The sequence below is a fragment of the Candidatus Liberibacter solanacearum CLso-ZC1 genome (genome assembly GCF_000183665.1).
In the GTDB taxonomy this organism is placed as follows: Bacteria; Pseudomonadota; Alphaproteobacteria; order Rhizobiales; family Rhizobiaceae; genus Liberibacter; species Liberibacter solanacearum.
In genome coordinates this window covers 82,357-103,532 of record NC_014774.1, presented here as the reverse complement: position 1 = coordinate 103,532, position 21,176 = coordinate 82,357, and the positions used below count along the sequence as shown (strand labels likewise).

Genomic DNA, 21,176 nt, shown 5'->3' with positions numbered 1-21,176 from the left:
TTCCCTGCGATTACAGGTTTACGCAAGTTGTTTAAGTATATTGTTTATCGTAGGATTATAGTGATCAGGAGTAGAAAATGCAGTCATCTTTTAATATTGGACTTTCTGCACAAATAGCATTGGAAAAGAGGCTTTCTACTGTAGCTGATAATATTTCTAACAGTAATACTTCGGGTTTTCGTGCGATTAAGGTCAAATTTTCCGAGGTTATAAATTCTATTAAAAATGATATTGATCAAAAAATTTCTTTTGTCGCTCAAGGAAATGAATATCTTTCTAAACAAAATGGATCTTTGACAAATACTGGAGGAGAACTAGATTTTGCTTTAGAGGGAGATGCTTGGTTTTCTTTGCAAACCCCTAGAGGGATTATCTTAACTCGAGATGGTCGTTTTAAGATTAGAGAGGATGGAACATTGATTTCATCAAGTGGAAGATATCCTGTTCTTGATATGGAGGGTGCGCCAATTCACATACCTCATAAAGATGAAGCATTTGAGGTGGGAGAGGAAGGAGAAATTTCCCAAAAAGGCAAAAAGATTGCGGCAATGGGTTTTTATTCTGCTGATTTATCTAAGGGTTTTGTTCGGCGTGAAAATAGTGGAATATTTCCTAATATTCCTCCTGTCCCTGTATTAGATCCTTCTGATATCACGGTTAAACGAGGTTATATAGAAGATTCTAACGCTAACTCCATGTATGAAATGGGGCAAATGATTCATTTAACACAAAAATTTAATTCCATTACTGAACTTATTGATGATAGTGATAAATCCTTTCTAGAGGCGATAAAGAATCTCGTATCATAATGATAATGTTTCTATTTCATCAGCTCAATAACAGATAATAAAAATATGCAGAACAAGCTGGCAAGGTTAGCGCAACTAGCTGAGAATTATTCTAAAAGTATTGTGGTTCAAGGTGGTTATATAAATAGCATCATGCCTGTATATTATACTGTTACAGGTTTGTCTAAATATGTTTGTTTAGGGGATTTCGTTGTTCATCGAGGCAAATACTCTGATAATTTAGGTCAGGTAATACGTATTGATCATGATGTTTTATATGTTTGTCCCGTAGGAATAGATAAAACAATAACTTTAGGAGATTTGGTCTTTCGTCAGGGCCCTTTTCGTATTTCGCCCAGTGAATGTTGGTGCGGACGTGTTTTAAACGCACTAGGAAAGCCTATTGATGGAGATTTTTCGTTAAAAACAGGTCATTTTTCTATGGATATTATAGGAAAAATTCCGTCTGTTATGAATCGTCAACGAGTTGAAAAAGGATTTAAAACAGGAATACGTGTTATTGACATATTTACTCCTCTTTGTTACGGGCAGCGTATAGGGATTTTTGCTGGTTCTGGAATAGGCAAATCAACATTATTGTCAATGTTTGCAAAATCTGATTGTTTTGATAAAGTCGTGATATCTTTGGTAGGGGAACGTGGTCGTGAAGTACGTGAGTTTATAGAAGATTATCTTGGAGATAATTTAAAAAAATCAGTTGTAGTAGTGGCAACAAGTGATGAAAGCCCCATTCTTCGTAAAATGGCGCCGCTAACAGCTTTTACTATTGCAGAGTATTTTTGTTCCAAAGGAGACAATGTACTATTAATCTTAGATAGTATTACAAGATTTGCGCATGCTATCCGTGAGATTTCGATGAATTCAGGGGAATTGCCTGTTACACGAGGGTATCCTGCTTCAGTATTTTCTGAGCTACCGCGTCTTTTAGAACGTGCTGGTCCCAGAGAAAAAGAAAAAGGTAGTATTACCGCAATAATTTCAGTCCTCGTTGATGGGGATAATCATAATGATCCGATAGCAGATTCGGTGCGTAGCATTCTAGATGGACATGTTGTGTTGAAGCGTTCTTTAGCTGAAGAAGGGAGATATCCCCCTGTAGATCCTCTAGCATCGGTTTCTCGACTTGCTTATAAAGCGTGGAGTTCTGATGAGGAAAAATTAGTAGCTTCTTTAAAAAATCTTATCCATCAATTTGAGGAAACACGAGATATTCGACTTATAGGTGGATATCGTCCTGGCGTTGACATCAATCTTGATAAGGCTGTTCGTCAAGTTCCTATTATTTATGATTTTTTAAAACAATCACCTTCTGATCTTCTATTGAAAGATGTTTTCTTGGAAATAACAAAAAAATTACAGTTACAGCAGGATTGTCCAAGCGAAGAAAATAAGTAATATAGAAACATATGTCTAATTCTATTTAAAATTATTGATATATCCATGTATATATACACGTTGGATTTTTTTATTGTTTAGAATTAGTGTTTTGTCTCTCTATTATTATTATTTTGATGTGCTACGTGATAAAGCATAGATTACTTTTATTTCTATTAGCACAACGTAATTATACTGTTTGTCACATGAAAGAAAAAACGGACTGCAAACGCTAGTGAAATTATTTTGTGAGTAAGGATTTCTTTTTCTATTTTATAGTTATTTCCGACACTTCTAATCCCACCAAGGCGTGAAATAAGCCAAATCCATTTTTTCTAAATCTTTTAGCAACAGTCTATTCATGTTGCTAACCAGTAATTCATCCAGATCCGACGGACGGTGCTTGACTTTATTTTCCTCTCTGCTGCATATCGCGCACACTCAAACAATAAGAAGCTTTGTAATTTATGAAAGGAATCTTGATATTTTTAGAATCATTTTTGCAAATTTTTAGAACAGTTTTTTTTTATTATCTTCTTTTATGGCTTAATCAAGATATTTTTTTGTCAGTTCCACACAAGATTATTGGCATAGAATCACTGGAAGAAGTATGGAGAATTATAGTCATGCAGCCGATTACATTTTTTGAAATTGCATCACAACATGCAAATTGGTTATCTGAACGTCAAAAAGTCGTATCCGAGAACATTGCTAATGCGAGTACCCCAGGTTATCGCTCTAAAGATATCAGTGCTTTTGAAACGGTTCTTAATGACAATATTGCTATGGCTCGAACTCATGAAGCGCATTTAAAGGCGATGGATTTTGATGGTTTTTATCGGCATGTGCGTACTATTCAAGCTCCATTATATCAGCCAATAGGGGTTCAAGTATCAGGTAATACGGTAGGAATAACGAATGAATTATACAAAGCTGGAAATATTAAGCATTTATACGAACTAAATACTAGATTGGTGAAAAAGTTGAATTACATGATGATGCATGTGGTTAAAGGATAAAATTATGGATTACTTAGTTGCATCATCTCAAATTGCAAATTCAGGATTAACGGTTCAGTCATCACGAATGCACGTTATATCTGAAAACATTGCTAATGCTCGTACTACTGGCAATACTGCGGGTTCTGATCCATATCGGCGTAAGACTATTTCTTTTGAAGAAGTTATGCACGAAGGTGGTGGTGTGCGTGTTAAGAAGGTGAGTGTAGATAAATCTCCTTTTGTTGAGGAATTTGATCCAAGTCATCCTGTCGCAAATGCGAGTGGCATTGTGAAATATCCTAATGTCAATGTGCTCGTTGAGACCGCAGATATGCGAGAAACAAATCGATTATATATGGCTAACCTTCAGATAATAAAGCAATCACGTGATATGATTGCTACGACATTAGATCTTTTGAGAGATTAATCATGATTGAACAAATTCAAAGAACAGAAGGCTTTATTCCTCACACTTCGACTGTTGAGATGCAGGCTGATTCGGTACAAAGCGCAAAAGAAGTAAGTGATGCTTCTTCAGTCGATTTTTCTTCTTTGTTACAAGATATGGTTCAAGAAGCGATTGGAAAAATAAAGAAAGCAGAGGATTTTTCTCTTACAGCTCTGCAAGGTAAAACGTCTATGAGAGAAGCGATTGATTGTATTATGCAAGCTGAACGAACTTTACAGGTATCTATTGCTTTGCGGGATAAAATCGTTTCATCGGCTTTGGAAATTTCTAAAATGCAAATATAGCTAACAAGGGATTATAAGAATGAAAGCATTTACAATAGCTGCAGCGGGTATGTCTGCGCAGCAGACTAATCTTGAAATAATTGCAAACAATATCGCTAATATTAATACTACGGGCTATAAAAGAGCGCGTGCAGAGTTTGCTGATTTTCTTTATCAAGCAGAAAAAGCAGCCGGTTCTCCTAGTCAATCTGCAGATCAATCAGTGGTGCCAGAGGGCATTAATATAGGCAGTGGTGTACAGATTTCATCTGTACGTAATGTCTATACTCAAGGAGAGTTGGTGCATACTGGAAATAGTTTAGATTTAGCATTGGTTGGGCGTGGTTGGTTTCAAGTTGAAACTCCAGATAAGACTGTGATGTATACGCGAGCTGGTTCTTTTAATATAGATTCAAAAGGACAATTGGTCACCTCTGATGGCAATACTTTACTGCCTGGGATCACAATACCTGAAGAAGCTAGAGAATTAACAGTTTCTAGATCTGGTCAAATTATGGCTGTAACAGGAAAAAATTCTGACTTTCAACCTTTGGGGCAGTTACTTATTGCTAATTTTGTTAACGAGGCAGGACTTCGTAATATTGGTGATAATCTTGTTACCAGAACGTCTGTATCAGGAGAAGCAATTATATCCTCGCCTGATGATGCTGGTTTTGCACATATCAAGCAGGGTTATTTAGAAGCATCTAATGTTGATGCTGTTAAGGAAATTTCTGAGATGATATCTGCCCAACGTGCTTATGAGATGAATTCCAAAGTTATTCAGGCGGCTGATGAAATGTCTTCTTTGGTTAGTAAAATGAGATAATCAGTTGGAGGTTGGTTATTAAATGAGATTATTTCAGGTTTGTCTTTTCTATGTTTTTTGTTTGAATGCTGTACTAGCAAATGGATTAGGTCGTGCTGTTGTCCCTTCTGTGGTCATTAATGCAGGAGAAGTATTAAGTGAATTGAAACTCAAGGAACTAGATGTTACAAATTCAAATCTTCGAGGGAATTATGCGCGTTATATTAAGGATGTTAAGGGACTTGTCACACGACGTACTTTATTGCCAGATCGTATAATATTACTTTCAGCATTGCATCGTCCCTATGTTATTTCTCGTGGGGATAAAGTTCGGATCATTCTTAATCAAGGGAATATGACAATATCTGCTGCTGGTGTTGCCCTTTCTGATGCAAGTGTTGGAGATGCGATTTCTGTAAAAAACATTGATACAGGCGTGATAGTTTCTGGAAGTGCGCTAGATGCTGGCACAGTGCGTATTATAATAAAATGATTTTTCGTATCGCTCTTTTTGTTTTTTCTTGCATTATATTGAATAGTACATTGGCACAGGTTGTATCTCGTATAAAGGATGTAGTTTCCTTGCAATCAGGTAGAGACAATCAACTCATTGGATATGGTTTAGTTGTTGGTCTTCAGGGGACAGGTGATAGTTTGCGTTCATCGCCTTTTACAGAGCAGTCAATGCGTTCTTTGTTACAAAATCTTGGTATATCGACGCAAGGCGGTAAGTTAGGATCTAAAAATATAGCTGCGGTTATGGTCACTGCTAATTTACCTCCTTTTGCTAGTCCTGGAAGTCGTATTGACGTATCAATTAATTCATTAGGAGATGCTTCTTCTTTACGTGGTGGAATATTAGTAATGACGTCTCTTGTGGGAGCTGATGGCAATATTTATGCAGTAGCGCAGGGATCAGTGGTCGTTTCGGGATTTTTTATTAAAGGAGAATTATCTTCCATTATGGAAGGCATAGCTACGGGTGGTAAAATTGTTAACGGAGCAATTGTTGAGAGAGAATTACCTAAAAAGTTCAGGGATGCTATAGATCTTATTCTGCAGTTACGAAATCCAGATTTTTCTACTTCAATACGGATAGCTGATCAAATTAATACGTATTCTTTAGGTCGTTTTGGGAAACCAATTGCAGAAGCTCATGATTCACGAACGGTAAAAGTTTCAAAACCTACGAATATTGATCTGACTAGGTTAATGTCTGAGATTGAAATGCTGACGGTGGAAACAGATACGCCAGCTAGGATCATTATCAATGAACGTACTGGTACGATTGTTATAGGAGATAATGTCAGAATTTCTAAAGTTGTCGTGAGTTATGGAAGTTTAACGGTGCAGATTACTGAAAATAGGCAAGTTGTTCAGCCAAATGTGCTATCATCAGGTGGAAAAACTCTAGTTCAGCAGAGCACAGATCTGCAAACATTCAATAATAAAAGCCCTTTTTCTTTGATTGATGCTCCTGATTTGAATAGTCTCATATCAGGTATGAATAGCATGGGACTGAAGACAGATGGAATTATTTCTATTCTTCAAGGTATTAAAGCGGCAGGAGCTCTTCAGTCAGAGATTATAATTCAATGATATCTTTATTTATTGTTTATTGTTACAAAAAACGAAATATACTTTCGAAATATTTGTTTTTACTATTCGTTTTCTTACAAGGATTTATTCATCAGAGCCGTGGAGATTCTCCTCTTTTAGATAAAGAGATTCAAAAATACTGTACTAATGTCATTGATTTAGTCAGAGAACGCGATTATTTATTGCAAAAAAAAGTATTAGAAGATCTGCAGAAAGATATAGAGAAACGTATAATAGTATTAGAAAACTATAAAAATGAATATGATTTATGGTTTAAGAAGTATGAGCAATTTATTTCTTCATACAACAAGAATATCTTAGATATTTATAAAAAAATGGATGCTGATTCTGCTGCTCTTCAGTTAGAGAAAATAGATCCGAGCATATCTTCTCATATTCTTATGCGTCTTTCTCCGCGTCAATCCAGTTTAATTATGTCTAAAATGAATCCTCAGTCAGCAACTGTGATTACTAATATTGTCGCCAATATGTTCAAATTCAAAAAATAAAAAAGATCTCTATGATGTATCGTTATTCTGTTATTATTTTATGCAATATTTTGTTATTAGCTGGTTGTCATCTAGGGCGATTTTCTGAAATTACTGGATCTCCTCAGATGAGTCCGATAGGTTCATCATTAAATCAACATCGCCGAATTCTTCTTTCTGGAATTGATTTTAAAAATCCTCGAGCAACAAAAAAAAGTTATTCCTTATGGAGAGATTCTAATTCTACTCTTTTTAAAGATTCTCGCGCTCTCAATGTAGGTGATATTTTAACAGTTGATATAAAGATCGATGATCAAGCTGTTTTTGATAATAAAACGGGGCGTAGTCGGGATAATTCTTTGCATAAAAAATTATCGGGTGGCTTTTCTATTTTCGGGAAAAATTCGCCTGGCATGAGTGCTGATGCTAATTATGATGGCAAAAGTACTTCTGTAGGAAAGGGATCTATTAGTCGAGCAGAAAAATTAAATATTTTAATAGCGGCTATTGTCACAGAAATATTAGAAAATGGAAATCTTATTATTAGTGGTTCACAGGAAGTATGTGTCAATGATGAAATGCGTAGTCTCAATGTGGCTGGAATAGTACGCCCTCAAGATGTGGATGCTAATAATATTGTGTCTTATGACAAGATTGCCGAAGCAAGGATTTCTTATGGAGGGAAAGGAACTACGACAGAATTGTTAAAAACTCCTATTGGACAGCGGTTAATTGATTCATTTTCGCCGCTTTAAATCTGAGAAATAGTAGGATTATGAACATGTCATATAATGATAAAAATATTCGTGGCAATCAATCTTATGAGCGTTTTATTATGCAGTTTATAGTTTGTACTGCTATTGGAATATTTTGTGGTTGGCTAGGTGGAATTGTAATTTCGTCTTTTGTTCTTGCAGAGAAAAAAGAGAACTCTATAGAATCAATTTTTAAAAATGTTTATAATAACAGAACACGTTCTATCTATGCAAATGACGCAGTTTATCCAAAGGATCCTCAGATATTTGCTCTTCACCCGATTATCACAAATTTCGATTCTTCTCCGGAAAATTGGTTAAGATTGGATGTCGCATTGATTTGTGACAAAACTCCAAACAAAGTTTTTCTAGAAATTCTGCATCAAGATATCATGGCTTACGTACGCACTGTTTCTATGAAACACATAACAGGTTCTCAAGGTTTTCGATATTTTAAAGAGGATGTTGAAGAGCGTGTGAAATTACGTGCACAAGGTTCTGTGTCAAATGTTATATTCAGGACATTTATAATTGCATGATTAGATACTTGTTTTTTGGATTTTTTTTTGTAGTGCCAGAATCAGTTTTTGCACAATCTTCTTTGCATGATATTATGGAAATCCCTCCAAATTTATCGGTTTCTACCTGGATTGTGAGAACTTTTGGGCTTTTTACTATTTTATCAATAGTTCCGATTCTTCTCATTATGGTTACTTGTTTTCCAAGATTTATCATTGTTTTTTCAATACTGCGAACAGGAATGGGAATGGGATCTATTCCGCCTAATCTTGTTATAATAAGTCTTGCTCTGTTTATGACATTTTATGTAATGTCTCCCACTCTAGATCGTTCGATAGAAATGGGTGTACAGCCTTTAATCAGTAATAAAATTACTGAAACGGTAGCTATTAAACGTATTGCTGAACCATTTTGGATATTTATGAAAAATAATACTCGAGAAAAAGATTTGTTCCTTTTTATGGAAATGGCTAAGAGCACTCATAAAAACACAGATATTAAAAAAGATGATCATATTGAATATAGAATCTTGATTCCATCTTTTATGATTTCAGAACTTCGGCGTAGTTTTGAAATTGGTTTTCTTATTATTTTGCCATTTTTGATTATTGATATGATTGTAGCTACTATCGTTATGGCCATGGGAATGATGATGTTGCCTCCAACTTCGATATCATTGCCATTTAAAATTATTTTCTTTGTTTTAATTGATGGTTGGGGTCTTTTAGTAGAAAATTTGGTGCGATCTTTTGTTTGATTGAGATAATCCAAGTTGAGTACTTTCTCATCTCACGGGCTACGATGGAGTTTAAAGAATAAATTGCTAACGTTAGGAAAAGCTTAAGCGGATCGCTAACTCTAGAACAGAACTTAAAGATGCAATTAACGCTCAAATCCAATGGTTTTTAGATTTATAATAACAATCATAACCAGCGTCTATAATAGGAAAACTCTTTAAGTTTCTTAATCATTAGGGATACAAGGCATTTTTTATCTCTGGTAGAGTGTGGATCCAGCTTAAATATCATGAATTTATCACCAAAATATCGGTATTATCAAAGCCTTAAAATTTCAACTTCAATTCGATGAGATTGCAGAGGGATCTAGTAATGTTGTGGATTGTAAGGAGTAGGGTGAATAGTGCTATAGAATCAATACCGATAAAAAATATTAGGAGAATGGAGATGGGTAATACGATACTAAAATGGTTAAAAACCCTTCAGCTTGAACTTCTATCCCCCAATGTCTTAATGTAAAATCAAGAGTAAATAAGGTAAAGTCCCACATAATTTCATAGAATATTTTTCCCTATTTTTATGGGACTAACTAGGTTTTTTCTCAGCAAAGAAAATACCAATAAATATGAAATGCATGAGCATTTCTTCAATATTTATAGGAATTATTTAGAAAATTATTTTGGTTTTAAAAGGTTATTGCATCGGCTATTTTAGCCATTCTGGGGTAGAATCCATCTCTATTAATTTCTGAAAACTCATACGAGGGCGAATGATATGGAATTGAGAATCTTTTACCATTACTTCAGGAATCAATCGTCTTGAATTATAGGTTCCAGATTGAACTGCCCCATAGGCACCAGCTTTTTCGATGTACAGGATATCCCCAGCCTGAGGAAGAGGGATTGTGCGATTCAAAGCTATAAAATCACCTGTTTCGCATATAGGCCCTACTATATCAGCTTGGACATGTAAGCGACCTTCTTCTGGAGAAGAAATATATTTGATTTCATGATAAGCATCATAAAGAGTAGGGCGCATAAAGTCATTCATAGCAACATCTAGGATGATAAAAATTTTATCTGTACTTTTTTTTACAGAGATTACCTTGGATACTAATATCCCTGCATCAGCGACTAAAAATCTTCCTGGCTCTAGAATAATTTTGCATTGTAAATCTCCAAAATATTTGTGGATAAGGGATGCATAATCAGAGGGAGAAGGAGGGGGAGGATTACTATGACAGTAAGTGATACCTAGCCCACCTCCAACATCTATATGTTGGATATTATGCCCATCGGAGCGGAGTTTTAGGGTGGTTTCTCGTAATAGTTTAAACGCTTGGCAAAAAGATTCTATTTGGTTTATTTGGCTTCCTATATGCATATCAATACCAGATATTTTTATCCCTGGTAGGTCCTTTGCATAATCATAAAGGGAATGTATTTGGTGGATAGGAATGCCAAATTTATCTTCCTTTTTCCCAGTGGATATTTTTTTATGAGTATTCGCATTTACATCAGGATTTACACGAAAAGAAATAGGAGCTATTTTTCCTAGAGATATGGCACGTTGATTCAGAGTAATTAATTCAGATTCTGATTCAATATTAAAACAATATATTCCGGTTTGAAGTGCTAAATCCATTTCAGAAATTGTTTTTCCAACTCCTGAAAAAACAATTTTCTCTGCTGGGACTTGAGCAGATAAAGCACGATGTAATTCGCCTTCAGATACTATATCTAATCCAGATCCTAAGCGCGCAAGTGTTTGGATGACCGCTTGATTAGAATTTGCTTTTACAGCATAACAAATCATTGTATTCATGCCATCAAGAGCACGGGAGAATGTGAGATAGTTTTGTTCTATAGCAGCCGTAGCATAACAATAAAAAGGTGTTTGAACAGTTTGAGAAATTTTTTCAAGAGAGACATCCTCTGCATGTAAAGATCCTCTATAGTATTTGAAAGCATTCATGTGTGCATAGTCTCAGAAGAATAATTTTGTACTTTAGGGACAATGGGATCATTTTTTCGTCCACAGCTGCTATATGTGCTGCTTAAAAGGATATAAGTAAAAAAGATACTTACCCGTAAGATTGAGTTCATTATAGGCCATCCGTAATAATAAGGTAGGATACGTGGATTGTATGTTTCAAGTCTTTATATGCAGGTTTTTAATTCGATTTCTCCAATAAACAACTTGTTTTAGGACTTCTTCAGGAGAGGTTCCTCCAAAGCTTTTGCGACTTAATATAGATGATTTTACTTTAAGGATATCATAAACAGAAGATGTAATAATAGGACTTATTTTTGTTAGCATTTCTAGGGGAAGTTCTGCAAGTTCACAATTGTTTTTTTCCGCCAAAGAGACGGCACGTCCTGTTATGTAATGGGCTTCCCGAAAAGGGAGGCCTGCGCATCTTACTAGCCAATCTGCTAGATCTGTAGCAGTAGAATTGCTTGAAGAAGCCGCTTCCTGCAAGCGATCTTTGTGTACTGTAAGATCTTTGATCATTGCGCTCATGGCTAAAATCATTACTTGCAAGGTTTCTAGAGCGTCAAAGACGGGCTCTTTATCTTCTTGCATATCCTTAGAATAAGCTAAGGGCAAGCCTTTCATAATAGTTAATAAAGAGAGGAGAGATCCGTTAATGCGTCCTGTTTTAGCGCGAACTAATTCTGCCCCATCAGGATTTCTTTTTTGTGGCATAATTGATGAACCAGTCGAAAAAGCATCTGATAATCTAACAAAATTGAATTGTGGTGTTGACCAAAGTATTATTTCTTCAGCTAACCGTGACATGTGCATAGCACAGATGGCTGCATGTGAAAGACATTCTATTATAAAATCACGATCTGAGACACTATCAATAGAGTTTCTCGTGGGTTCTCTAAAACCAAGTTCTTGTGCCGTAAAGTGACGATCTATGGGAAAGCTAGTACCGGCTAGAGCCGCTACGCCCAAAGGACATTCGTCTAGGCGTTGAATAGAATCACAAAATCTTGTAATATCACGTCCAAACATTTCCACGTATGCCATACAATGATGCCCAAAAGTAACTGGTTGTGCTGTTTGCAAATGAGTGAATCCAGGCATAATAGTATCGTGATGCTCTTTTGCTTTGTTCAAAAGAATAGTGAGAAACGCTACTAAATCGTTTGTGATTTCTATAGTTTTTTCTTTAATCCATAATCTTAAATCTAAAGCTACTTGATCATTTCGTGATCGTGCAGTATGCATCTTTCCCGCAACAGGTCCAATTAATGCGGTTAGTCTTGCCTCAATATTCATATGAATATCTTCAAGATCGCGTGAAAAAACAAATGAACCATCCGTAATTTCAGAACGAATTATTTTTAGTCCGTCTATAATTTTCTGACAGTCATTTGGAGTGATTATTCCTTGTTTTGCCAGCATATTTGTATGCACTTCAGAGCCACGGATATCTTGGTCGAATAGTTTCTTGTCGAAATCAATGGAAACATTTATTTTTTCCATGATCCAGCTAGGGCTAGAAGAAAATCGACCTCCCCACATTTTATTGACTTCAGTAGATTTTGTTTTTTTCCTCAATGATTATCTCTCCAGACTTTCTTAAAAAGTGTAGCACATTTTTTTTTGCACATATAGTAGTAGTTGGTCAATAATTCTTATTAATTTGTATGTTGTTGGAAGAGATTAAGTCCCCGGATAATATCAAATTCAAGTTTGTGTTATTTGCACATAATTTATGAGAAAAGAAAGTGTTTTTGTGGGGAATATATGAAATTTTATTTATGAGGATATGAGATGATTACGCAAAGAAGATATCAAATCTATTGAAGATATTCTGAGGATAATTAGCAATTTATTTGTAGCGTAAGGGGGAGATCTTTGCTCTTATTTTAAAATTTTAATTTTTTGAATATTGTAATTCAATGTGTTCTACGAATCTTTTAAAAGAACAAACTACAGATTTTTTTTTATTTCTGGTAAAATTTCAAAAATATCTCCAACAATAAAATAATCGGAAATTTTGAGGATAGGAGCATTTTCATCTTTGTTTATCGATACAATCACCTTAGATTTATTCATTCCAGAGATATGTTGGATAGCGCCTGATATTCCCGCGGCGATATAAAGATCTGGAGATACCGTGACTCCTGTTTGTCCAACCTGCCAATCATTAGGTGCAAAGCCAGCATCTACTGCATCGCGAGTAGCGCCAACAGCTGCGCCAAGTTTCTGTGCCAAAGGAAGGATGAGTTTGTGGAAATTTTCCATAGACCCTAAGGCTTTTCCACCTGACACAACAATTTTGGCAGAAGATAGGTCTATTTGCCCAGGTATGGTTGTCCCTTTTTTTATAAAACGTGAGGTAGGAATAATTTTTTCTAGATCTTCTGAAGCAACTTTTTGGATATAGGCAGTTGTTTTTCCTAATGGAGCAGGAGGAAAAGCCGCGGTACGGATTGTTATAACTTGATAAGGATCGGTTGTTTCAATGGTTTGTATAATGTTTCCTGCATGCATTGGTCTTTTAAAGGTTTTAGGGGAGAGAATTTCAATAACTTCAGAAACTTGCATGACATCTAATATTGCGGCAACGCGTGGTAATACATCTTTGCCGATTGCATTGGTTGCAGCCATTATTGTCCCGTAATCTTTTGCAATAGACACAATAAAATCGCTTAAAGGGCTGGTAAGTTGATGGCAAAAAACAGCACTTTGTGCAACGATAACCTTGGTAACACCGTGGATTTTAGCTGCTTGTCGCGCAACATTTTCAATGTTATCTCCTATGACCAAAACATGAATATCACGACCAATCTTTTGTGCGGCCGTTATAATTCTTGGAGTTTGTGGAGATAAAGTTTCTTGATTATAGTCTGCCAAGACAAGGACTGGCATGTTACAATAAGCCATGTTTACTCTTTAACGTTTCAATGAGTTCTGTTGCAGAATACAGTCTTGAACTTGTTCTTTCTGCCCGATTTTCTTCGAATTTAAGCACTTTTAGACGAGGTGTCAAATTAATCGCAAAATCAGAAGCCATTTTCTTTTCAAGTTGTTTTTTACGTGCTTTCAGGATGTTTGGGAGAGAGATATAACGAGGTTCGTTGAGGTTTAGGTCAACTGTGATAACGGCCGGTAGAGGAATTTCTATTGTCATAGTACCATGGCCCATTTCACGGACGGTGATAGCATGATCGCCAGACATTTCTATTTTAGAGACGAATGTTGCTTGAGGCCATCCTAGCAATGCAGCTAGCATTTGCCCTGTTTGATTTGATTCATTATCAGTGGTTTGTTTTCCAGCAATGACGGCTATTGGTTTTTCTTGTTTTACTATTTCGCAGAGAATTTTTGCTATTGATAATGATTCAAGTATTTCGTTGCTTTCAATAAAAATACCTCTATCGGCTCCCATGGCCAAAGCATTTTTGAGTACTGCTTCAACTTTATAAGTCCCTATCGAAACGACTATAACCTCAGTTGCTATTCCTTTTTCTTTTAATCGCAATGATTCTTCAAGTGCAATCTCATCAAAAGGATTGATAGACATTTTCATATTATCTTGCTCAATGCCAGAGCCATCAATTTTTATACGTACCTTTGCGTTGTAATCTATAACCCCTTTGATGGGGACGAGTATCTTCATGTGCAAGGTTCCACGGTGATTAATTGGCAAGACTTTTTAAAAGATATGCCATCCCTCTATAAAATTATACATCTTGAAAGCGAAATATCGATCGTCATGATAAGTAAGATGTACGCAATATATCTACATCTACTTTTTTAGTCTAGTTAAAATATACGTTTAGGTAAAGGGAGGGAGAGGAGATAAGTTGTTTTAGCGGGATTATAGAATATTTCTTTTATTTTAGGCATGGTATTTAAAAACACATGTTATAGTATAGAGGCGTGCATTAGGAAATATTATACCTCGTTTTTTAACTTTAGATCATTCTGTAATGCGAAGATTAGATTTGGTAAGATAAATTTTTCTTGGTAGGCTTTATGTAATGATCAATTATTACGTAGGAAAAGTTCGTTTTATTTCCGTTTTGATGAATTTTTGGCAGGTTGATATTATCAATTAAGGTCGTGATTATAACTAAAGTTTAGAAATTCATAAGCTGAATTGAGTATATGGCAAGGATGTTCTTTTTGGGAAACGAAGAGGATACAATTTTGTTGTAGGTATTTTATGATTTCATGCCAATTAATGGGGTTGTTGGATGCAAAAATACTTTGGTATCATTTTTAATATTGTTTATGATGCTGTAGAGCATTTTGTAGAAGAGGATGGCTGGGCTATGGCTAGCCATATTTCGCTTGCGGCATTGTTGTCTGTATTCCCATTTATAGTTTTCTGTGCTAACTTAGCTGGTTTTTTAGGAGCGCATGAATTTGTTCCAACAGTTATTAGTGTTTTTTTTGGCGCTTGGCCTGATGTGATTGCAAAACCTATTACAGATGAGATTTTTCAAGTATTGGCAGTTCCTAGAAAAGGATTGTTTACAATTTCGGCACTAGCAGCAGTATATTTTTCTTCTAATGGTATTGAAGCATTGCGCGTTTCTCTTAATCGAGCATATCGTGTTGTTGAAATGAGATCTTGGTATATAACGCGTTTGATAAGCCTAGGATATGTTTTGCTTGCTTCTATTACATTGGTGATAATGAGTTTTATTTTTGTGGTTGTCCCGTTGGCATTGGCATATGTAAAAACCCTTTTCCCTTCTTTAGGAAATATGGTAGAAATAGTTTGGAATGGTAGGCTATATGGTGCGGTTTTAGCTCTGTTTATTGGGTTGATTTTTGTTCATCTTTTTTTACCTGCAGGAAAGCGTAAGGTCTGGATTGTTTTGCCTGGAATCATTTTTACATCGATCAGTTGGTTGATAGGTGCAGTGTTATTTACACACTATATTGTGACTTTTTCGACGTATTCTGCAATGTATGCAGGGCTAGCGTCGATCACGATATGTCTAGTATTTCTTTATATGTTGGGAGTAATTTTTATTATTGGTGCTGAAATAAATGCTTCCACGATCATACATTATTGGGAAAAAAGAAGTGATTCACTATAATTATGATATACTTATATTGTCTGTTCTTTATTGCAATTAAGCTATTCTAGCTCCATGAGAAAAACTTTTAGGACTCGCTCATAAGAGGGATTGTTAAAACCATAAATCTTGCATGAAATCTAGAATGAATATTTATTTTCATTAAATGTGACGTTTCAGCCTGCAGAAGAAAAATCCATCTGTATTTGTTAAAAAAGGCGTTAGAATACAGCATCCATTCTCAATAAAAAGTGATGGGGGGTTTTTGAGATCATATAATTCGTTCCAATTATCAACTATAGAGTCGATTCTGAAGTGGGGGTGATTGTCTAAAAAATTATTGATTTGTTGAATATTTTCTTCGGGAAGAATGGAGCATGTAATATAGACAAGATAACCACCAAGTCGTACGAATTTTGCCGCTTCCTGCATGATTTTTTTCTGTTCTTCAATTCTTTCCATGAGGTTTTTGGGCGATAACCGCCATTTTATGTCAGGGCGCCTTCTCCATGTTCCTGTTCCAGAACAAGGTGCGTCAACCAATACTGTCGTAAAGTGTTCCTGTAGATTGCGCAAAGATTCTAGATTACTGTGTAATTGTACGTTGTGGATACCAGCGCGTTTAATACGGGCTACAATAGGAGCGATTCGACTTTTGTTTTTATCCCACGCATGAATTTGACCTTTATTATTTAATAGCATAGATAATGCTAGCGTTTTTCCTCCTCCTCCAGCACAAAAATCCAGGATTTGTGAACTTTGCTTAGTTGCCGTTAGATCTGAAACAATTTGTGATCCTTCATCTTGCACTTCAAACCATCCGCGTTGAAAGGAAATTTCATTTGTGACATTAGGCAAACGTGATTGTGCTTTTGTGGCGGCTATGCGAAGTCCAAATCGAGATATGGAAGAGTAACGTACGCCATGATGTTGAAGATTCTTGAATAATTTTTGACGATTAACTTTCAGTGTATTGGTGCGTAAATCTAATGGAGGGCGTGTAGACAACGACTTTGTTTCTTCTAGCCAGTTATCTTTAAAATATGATTGGATGGATGATTGTAACCATTGCGGAATATTTCCTTGAATATGTAAAGGGGCGTTTTCTAATTGACGAGAATGAAGAGATTTAATAATTGATTCTTTTGGAAAAAGAGGGGCAAAACGATCTTCTCTCAGTATGGTAGAAATATCTTCAAGGGAGATATTCCACTCTTTAATTATCACTGCGTATACTAAATAATCTGGATTATCATCATCCATAATATAGGCGTTTGAGAGATATTTTCTCAAGACATCGTAAACGATATTGCTAATGGAAACACGATCGCTAGATCCAGCAAAACGATGAGAGGCGCCCCAATCTTTTAATGCATTTGTTGCTGGCTTTTTGTAAAAGATGATATCTTTGAGAATTTCGATAGCGGCTGCCATTTGTCCACCTAAACGCATATAAGATATCCTTTTTATAGATTAAATTTGAATTATAGATCATATAAAATGCAATTTTTCACAATATTAGATATAAAGATTATTGAAAAATACATCTTATACGCAATAGTGCGATAGCAGAAATATAAAATTTTAAAAAATATTTTTGGTTGGTAGCAGATGTTTTAAATGAGGAGCTATTATTCAGGTGGTGAATCCTTTGGTTAGATTTGCAGATAATTTCCCATCTTTAGATGTTGGTGATCATAAAGATTGGATAGTGGTATTACCATTAGGGGCATATGAGCAACATGGTCCCCATTTGCCAATGGATACTGATACTATTATTGCAAAGGGATTGGTGGAGCGTGTGATTGGTATTCTTCCTTCTACACTTCCTGTTACATTCATGCCAGTAGAATCTATTGGTTATTCGATTGAACACATGTATGCCCATGGGACGAAGACTCTATCTTATGCCGAAGCTATAGAACGTTGGTTATCTATTATAAATGAAATACAAAAGCTTGGAATACGCAAGGTTGTAATTTTGAATGCACATGGTGGTAATTCACCGCTTGTATCCATTGTCTCTACAGAAGCGCGGGTGCGTTTTTCTGTATTGGCAGTATCTACTAGTTGGTCTAGATTTGGTTTCCCTCATGATATCGTTCTGTCTTCGGAAAGAGGAATTGATATACACGGAGGAGAAATAGAAACGAGTATGATGTTAGTGCTTGCCCCTCATTTAGTAAAAATGGATTTATCGAAGAACTTTTCCTCGCGGCAGTCGGAATTCCTACAAAATTTTACATATCTACGTGCATATGGACCGCATAGTTTTGGTTGGACTATGGAGGATTTAAATCCTGAAGGAGTTGTGGGAAATGCCATGATCGCTACTTTTGAAAAAGGAGAGAGTTTGTTGTCTCATTATGCGAATTGCTTTGTTCAACTTTTAGAGGATATAAATGTTTTTGATGTGAGCTTATTCGATAAAAATTCCATAGAATAGTTCCGATAGGCGCTGTTTTTTTTAAAATATTTAGAACACAGGAGAGATTTTTTGTACCGAAAAAAAGCAAGATTACGTCTATTTCATCACGAAATAGGGGGATAGGAACAGTGCGAAAGATTACTAAAGTTTTTTATAGTGGTTTTTAATTCTTTCCTGAGAAATATGTTAAAAAAAAATGAGGATATTAAGGATAATGGTTATGCGCTTATTGGGTCGGAAAGAAAATCAAATGCGGGAGATATCATTTACAAGGGGGATTTCTAAGCATGCTGAAGGATCTTGTTTGGTAAAGTTTGGTGAAACGCATTTGCTAACAACTGCTACTCTTGAAGAAAAAGTGCCAATTTGGCTTCGCAATACAAAGAACGGATGGATAACAGCAGAATATGGAATGTTACCACGTTCGACAGGAAGTCGCATTAAACGCGAAGCCGTTAGTGGAAGGCAAGGAGGGCGCACGCAAGAGATACAGCGTCTTATAGGGCGTTCACTGCGTTCAATCGTCGATCTTTCGGCTTTAGGCCCCCGGCAGATTATTATAGACTGTGATGTTATTCAAGCTGATGGAGGAACACGTACTGCTGCCATCACTGGGGCATGGATTGCTTTACATGATTGCTTGCAACATATGGAAGATCGTAATAGTAAATTTCAATTATCACAAGTTCTTAAAGGTCATGTAGCGGCGATATCTTGTGGGATTTTATCTGGGAATCCTATCGTAGATCTTAATTATGAGGAAGATTCTAGCATCGATGCTGATGCCAATTTTGTAATGACCGATGCTGGTAATATAGTGGAAATACAAGTTTCTGCAGAAAAGGCAACTTTTTCTCAGGATCAGTTTTTCTCCATGCTTAATTTAGCAAAAGATAGAATTTCTGATCTGATAAGGTTGCAGAAAGATGTAATATCTGGTGGAGATCACATTAGATGCGTAAGCTAGTTGAGAAAAGCATTGTCATTGCAAGTCACAATTATGACAAAATACATGAGATACGTAATCTTGTTGCGCCATTAGGTATTGTGACAAAGTCTGCTCTTGAATTAGATTTGGTCGTGCCGGAAGAAACAGGAGATACTTTTGAAGAGAATGCTATCATTAAAGCATTAAGTGCTGCTCAATGTGCGGGTATACCAGCCCTTGCTGATGATTCTGGTCTTGTAGTCGATGCGCTTGATGGGAAACCAGGGATTTATAGTGCTAGATGGGCTGAGACTAGTACTGGTGAGCGTGACTTTTATATGGCAATGCAAAAAATTGAAGAACATCTTATTTCGCAAGGTGCCAATGCTCCTTCTTTGCGTTTTGCGCATTTTATTTCGGCTTTATGTCTTGCTTGGCCAGATGGTCATGTGGAGAAATTTTGCGGAAGAGTAGATGGAATAATTGTATGGCCTCCACGAGGTCAATTAGGTTTTGGATATGATCCTATTTTTCAGCCAAATGGCTATGATCGTACTTTTGGTGAGATGACAGAAAAAGAAAAAAATGGAGAGATAACAAGAGAAATTCTTTCTCGATCAAGGGATGATTTGGTTTCTCATAGAGCGCGTGCATTCAAGTGTTTGTTTGATAGTTGTTTGTGTGTAGATGAGAAATGAAATACTCTCAATCATATGGAGATGATGTAGTTCATCCGGATTCTAATACGTTAGGAATTTATGTACATTGGCCTTTCTGTACTAAAAAATGTCCTTATTGTGATTTTAACAGTCATGTGCGGCGTCGTGCTATTGATCAGGGACACTTTATTCGATCTCTTCTGGTGGAAATGGAGTGGATGAGGCAATTGAGTGGGCCTAGATTGATTTCCAGTGTTTTTTTTGGAGGGGGCACGCCTTCTCTAATAGATCCACAAAACATTTCTATTCTCCTTGACAATATTGCAAAGAATTGGACTTTGCCATCAAATGTTGAAATTACTATTGAAGCTAATCCATCTAGTACAGAAGCAGGTCATTTTTTAGGGTATAGGAAGGCTGGTGTTAATCGTGTTTCTCTAGGCGTCCAGTCGTTAGAAGAGAGAGCATTAAGGTTTTTAGGTCGTAATCATAATGTTTCCGAAGCTGTAACAGCTATACATTTGGCACGTGATATTTTCCCACGCATGTCTTTTGATTTGATATATGCCCTTCCTGGGCAAAGTATAAAACAATGGGAAATGGAATTACAGAAAGCTTTGTCTTATGCGGTGGATCATCTTTCTCTTTATCAGCTAACAATTGAAAAAGGGACATTGTTCTATAAACTGCATAAAGATGGAGATCTTGTTCTTCCTGATGAAAGTCTTTCAGCAGATCTTTATAATTTGACTCAAATTATAACAAGGGAATATGGGCTTTATTCATATGAAATATCGAATCATGCCCGCTTGGGATCCGAAAGTTTGCATAATCTTACTTACTGGCGATATGGTGATTATGTTGGGATCGGTCCAGGGGCACATAGTCGTGTTAAGGTCGATTCTCAGAGAATAGCCATGTCTATAGAAAAGCATCCTGAAAATTGGGTAAAAATGGTAGAAAAAAATGGACATGCTATTGTTGAGAAAGAATTTCTGAGTTCTGAACAACAAGCCGATGAATTTTTAATGATGGGTATGAGGTTAAGAGAAGGAATAGAGGTTAAGGACTGGGAAAGGTTAGCAGGGCGCAGTCTCGATATCGAATGTGAACGAAGACTTCAAGAACAAGGATTTATTGAGCGCATCAACTCTTCAAGATTAAGATGCACTCAATTGGGAATGGTGATGCTTGATGCAATAGTTGCTGATCTTTCTGCATAATATTATATAAGAAAACATTTCTGCTATAGATAGGATAGTTAGTACAATCTTTATAATATGA

Annotated in this window: 22 protein-coding genes; 17 read left to right on the top strand and 5 right to left on the bottom strand. The window is 36.0% G+C overall.

The window, feature by feature from the left end; genetic code table 11:
• The first annotated feature begins 77 nt into the window (after positions 1-77).
• The 12 genes from flgF (at position 78) to fliP (ending at position 8,842) form a co-directional block, all read left to right on the top strand.
• Positions 78-809, top strand: a complete 732-nt coding sequence (gene flgF, locus CKC_RS00490) for a flagellar basal-body rod protein FlgF (RefSeq protein WP_013461509.1) — start codon at positions 78-80, stop codon at positions 807-809.
• Between the two features lie 45 nt (positions 810-854).
• Positions 855-2,204, top strand: a complete 1,350-nt coding sequence (locus CKC_RS00485; RefSeq protein ID WP_013461508.1) for a flagellar protein export ATPase FliI — start codon at positions 855-857, stop codon at positions 2,202-2,204.
• A 542-nt stretch (positions 2,205-2,746) separates the two neighbouring features.
• Complete coding sequence (flgB, locus tag CKC_RS00480) at positions 2,747-3,202, top strand: flagellar basal body rod protein FlgB (RefSeq protein WP_407059602.1); 456 nt, start codon at positions 2,747-2,749, stop codon at positions 3,200-3,202.
• 4 nt (positions 3,203-3,206) lie between these two features.
• The gene (flgC, locus tag CKC_RS00475) at positions 3,207-3,611 is read left to right on the top strand and encodes a flagellar basal body rod protein FlgC (protein ID WP_013461506.1); all 405 of its coding nucleotides are present in this window, start codon (positions 3,207-3,209) and stop codon (positions 3,609-3,611) included.
• Positions 3,612-3,613: 2 nt separating this feature from the next.
• Positions 3,614-3,937 (top strand): flagellar hook-basal body complex protein FliE, encoded by a 324-nt coding sequence (locus CKC_RS00470; RefSeq protein ID WP_013461505.1) that lies wholly within the window; start codon positions 3,614-3,616, stop codon positions 3,935-3,937.
• A 19-nt stretch (positions 3,938-3,956) separates the two neighbouring features.
• The gene (flgG, locus tag CKC_RS00465) at positions 3,957-4,745 is read left to right on the top strand and encodes a flagellar basal-body rod protein FlgG (protein WP_013461504.1); all 789 of its coding nucleotides are present in this window, start codon (positions 3,957-3,959) and stop codon (positions 4,743-4,745) included.
• A 22-nt stretch (positions 4,746-4,767) separates the two neighbouring features.
• Positions 4,768-5,217 carry a flagellar basal body P-ring formation chaperone FlgA gene (flgA, locus tag CKC_RS00460; RefSeq protein WP_013461503.1) on the top strand — a complete coding sequence of 150 codons (450 nt, stop codon included), beginning with the start codon at positions 4,768-4,770 and terminating at the stop codon, positions 5,215-5,217.
• Positions 5,214-6,323: a flagellar basal body P-ring protein FlgI gene (locus CKC_RS00455; protein WP_013461502.1), complete on the top strand. Its 1,110-nt coding sequence runs from the start codon at positions 5,214-5,216 to the stop codon at positions 6,321-6,323. Before flgA ends, CKC_RS00455 begins: the two co-directional genes overlap by 4 nt.
• Positions 6,320-6,832 carry a MotE family protein gene (locus tag CKC_RS00450; protein WP_013461501.1) on the top strand — a complete coding sequence of 171 codons (513 nt, stop codon included), beginning with the start codon at positions 6,320-6,322 and terminating at the stop codon, positions 6,830-6,832. Before CKC_RS00455 ends, CKC_RS00450 begins: the two co-directional genes overlap by 4 nt.
• 14 nt (positions 6,833-6,846) lie before the next feature.
• On the top strand, positions 6,847-7,566 hold the full coding sequence (gene flgH, locus CKC_RS00445) for a flagellar basal body L-ring protein FlgH (protein WP_013461500.1): 720 nt from the start codon (positions 6,847-6,849) through the stop codon (positions 7,564-7,566).
• Positions 7,567-7,592: 26 nt separating this feature from the next.
• The gene (locus CKC_RS00440; protein WP_013461499.1) at positions 7,593-8,105 is read left to right on the top strand and encodes a flagellar basal body-associated FliL family protein; all 513 of its coding nucleotides are present in this window, start codon (positions 7,593-7,595) and stop codon (positions 8,103-8,105) included.
• The gene (gene fliP / locus CKC_RS00435) at positions 8,102-8,842 is read left to right on the top strand and encodes a flagellar type III secretion system pore protein FliP (protein ID WP_013461498.1); all 741 of its coding nucleotides are present in this window, start codon (positions 8,102-8,104) and stop codon (positions 8,840-8,842) included. Before CKC_RS00440 ends, fliP begins: the two co-directional genes overlap by 4 nt.
• Positions 8,843-9,527: 685 nt before the next feature.
• Here the strand turns inward: fliP and lysA are convergent.
• The 4 genes from lysA to CKC_RS00415 all read right to left on the bottom strand — a co-directional run bounded on the left by lysA (position 9,528) and on the right by CKC_RS00415 (position 14,463).
• Positions 9,528-10,796, bottom strand: a complete 1,269-nt coding sequence (gene lysA / locus CKC_RS00430) for a diaminopimelate decarboxylase (protein ID WP_013461496.1) — start codon at positions 10,794-10,796, stop codon at positions 9,528-9,530.
• Positions 10,797-10,973: 177 nt separating this feature from the next.
• Complete coding sequence (gene argH / locus CKC_RS00425; RefSeq protein ID WP_050780903.1) at positions 10,974-12,359, bottom strand: argininosuccinate lyase; 1,386 nt, start codon at positions 12,357-12,359, stop codon at positions 10,974-10,976.
• A 411-nt stretch (positions 12,360-12,770) separates the two neighbouring features.
• Positions 12,771-13,712, bottom strand: coding sequence for an electron transfer flavoprotein subunit alpha/FixB family protein (locus CKC_RS00420; RefSeq protein WP_044054177.1), 942 nt, complete (start codon positions 13,710-13,712; stop codon positions 12,771-12,773).
• A gap of 1 nt (position 13,713) precedes the next feature.
• On the bottom strand, positions 13,714-14,463 hold the full coding sequence (locus CKC_RS00415) for an electron transfer flavoprotein subunit beta/FixA family protein (protein WP_013461493.1): 750 nt from the start codon (positions 14,461-14,463) through the stop codon (positions 13,714-13,716).
• Positions 14,464-15,043: 580 nt separating this feature from the next.
• Between CKC_RS00415 and CKC_RS00410 the strand changes: the two genes are divergently transcribed.
• Complete coding sequence (locus tag CKC_RS00410; protein WP_013461491.1) at positions 15,044-15,898, top strand: YihY/virulence factor BrkB family protein; 855 nt, start codon at positions 15,044-15,046, stop codon at positions 15,896-15,898.
• Positions 15,899-16,039: 141 nt separating this feature from the next.
• On the opposite strand, the gene CKC_RS00405 is transcribed toward CKC_RS00410, so the two are convergent.
• The gene (locus CKC_RS00405) at positions 16,040-17,329 is read right to left on the bottom strand and encodes an RsmB/NOP family class I SAM-dependent RNA methyltransferase (protein ID WP_013461490.1); all 1,290 of its coding nucleotides are present in this window, start codon (positions 17,327-17,329) and stop codon (positions 16,040-16,042) included.
• 187 nt (positions 17,330-17,516) lie between these two features.
• Here CKC_RS00405 and CKC_RS00400 point away from each other — a divergent pair, with 187 nt between their 5' ends.
• From CKC_RS00400 to hemW, 4 genes are all read left to right on the top strand, one after another.
• Positions 17,517-18,323 carry a creatininase family protein gene (locus CKC_RS00400; RefSeq protein ID WP_013461489.1) on the top strand — a complete coding sequence of 269 codons (807 nt, stop codon included), beginning with the start codon at positions 17,517-17,519 and terminating at the stop codon, positions 18,321-18,323.
• Positions 18,324-18,525: 202 nt separating this feature from the next.
• Positions 18,526-19,272, top strand: a complete 747-nt coding sequence (rph, locus tag CKC_RS00395) for a ribonuclease PH (RefSeq protein ID WP_044054174.1) — start codon at positions 18,526-18,528, stop codon at positions 19,270-19,272.
• Complete coding sequence (locus CKC_RS00390) at positions 19,260-19,931, top strand: non-canonical purine NTP pyrophosphatase (protein ID WP_013461487.1); 672 nt, start codon at positions 19,260-19,262, stop codon at positions 19,929-19,931. Before rph ends, CKC_RS00390 begins: the two co-directional genes overlap by 13 nt.
• Complete coding sequence (hemW, locus tag CKC_RS00385; protein WP_013461486.1) at positions 19,928-21,115, top strand: radical SAM family heme chaperone HemW; 1,188 nt, start codon at positions 19,928-19,930, stop codon at positions 21,113-21,115. The genes CKC_RS00390 and hemW overlap by 4 nt, the downstream gene beginning before the upstream one ends.
• The last annotated feature ends 61 nt before the right edge of the window (positions 21,116-21,176 follow it).

Excerpts from the sequence above, each read along its gene's own strand:
- fliP (WP_013461498.1), top strand. The coding sequence starts at position 8,102 with ATGATTAGATACTTGTTTTTTGGATTTTTTTTTGTAGTGCCAGAATCA.
- flgH (WP_013461500.1), top strand. The coding sequence starts at position 6,847 with ATGTATCGTTATTCTGTTATTATTTTATGCAATATTTTGTTATTAGCT.
- CKC_RS00455 (WP_013461502.1), top strand. The coding sequence starts at position 5,214 with ATGATTTTTCGTATCGCTCTTTTTGTTTTTTCTTGCATTATATTGAAT.
- CKC_RS00450 (WP_013461501.1), top strand. The coding sequence starts at position 6,320 with ATGATATCTTTATTTATTGTTTATTGTTACAAAAAACGAAATATACTT.
- CKC_RS00485 (WP_013461508.1), top strand. The coding sequence starts at position 855 with ATGCAGAACAAGCTGGCAAGGTTAGCGCAACTAGCTGAGAATTATTCT.
- CKC_RS00415 (WP_013461493.1), bottom strand. The coding sequence starts at position 14,463 with ATGAAGATACTCGTCCCCATCAAAGGGGTTATAGATTACAACGCAAAG.
- CKC_RS00410 (WP_013461491.1), top strand. The coding sequence starts at position 15,044 with ATGCAAAAATACTTTGGTATCATTTTTAATATTGTTTATGATGCTGTA.
- hemW (WP_013461486.1), top strand. The coding sequence starts at position 19,928 with ATGAAATACTCTCAATCATATGGAGATGATGTAGTTCATCCGGATTCT.
- CKC_RS00420 (WP_044054177.1), bottom strand. The coding sequence starts at position 13,712 with ATGCCAGTCCTTGTCTTGGCAGACTATAATCAAGAAACTTTATCTCCA.
- lysA (WP_013461496.1), bottom strand. The coding sequence starts at position 10,796 with ATGAATGCTTTCAAATACTATAGAGGATCTTTACATGCAGAGGATGTC.
- CKC_RS00440 (WP_013461499.1), top strand. The coding sequence starts at position 7,593 with ATGTCATATAATGATAAAAATATTCGTGGCAATCAATCTTATGAGCGT.
- CKC_RS00470 (WP_013461505.1), top strand. The coding sequence starts at position 3,614 with ATGATTGAACAAATTCAAAGAACAGAAGGCTTTATTCCTCACACTTCG.
- CKC_RS00405 (WP_013461490.1), bottom strand. The coding sequence starts at position 17,329 with ATGCGTTTAGGTGGACAAATGGCAGCCGCTATCGAAATTCTCAAAGAT.
- flgF (WP_013461509.1), top strand. The coding sequence starts at position 78 with ATGCAGTCATCTTTTAATATTGGACTTTCTGCACAAATAGCATTGGAA.
- argH (WP_050780903.1), bottom strand. The coding sequence starts at position 12,359 with ATGTGGGGAGGTCGATTTTCTTCTAGCCCTAGCTGGATCATGGAAAAA.
- rph (WP_044054174.1), top strand. The coding sequence starts at position 18,526 with ATGCGCTTATTGGGTCGGAAAGAAAATCAAATGCGGGAGATATCATTT.
- flgC (WP_013461506.1), top strand. The coding sequence starts at position 3,207 with ATGGATTACTTAGTTGCATCATCTCAAATTGCAAATTCAGGATTAACG.
- flgG (WP_013461504.1), top strand. The coding sequence starts at position 3,957 with ATGAAAGCATTTACAATAGCTGCAGCGGGTATGTCTGCGCAGCAGACT.
- flgA (WP_013461503.1), top strand. The coding sequence starts at position 4,768 with ATGAGATTATTTCAGGTTTGTCTTTTCTATGTTTTTTGTTTGAATGCT.
- CKC_RS00390 (WP_013461487.1), top strand. The coding sequence starts at position 19,260 with ATGCGTAAGCTAGTTGAGAAAAGCATTGTCATTGCAAGTCACAATTAT.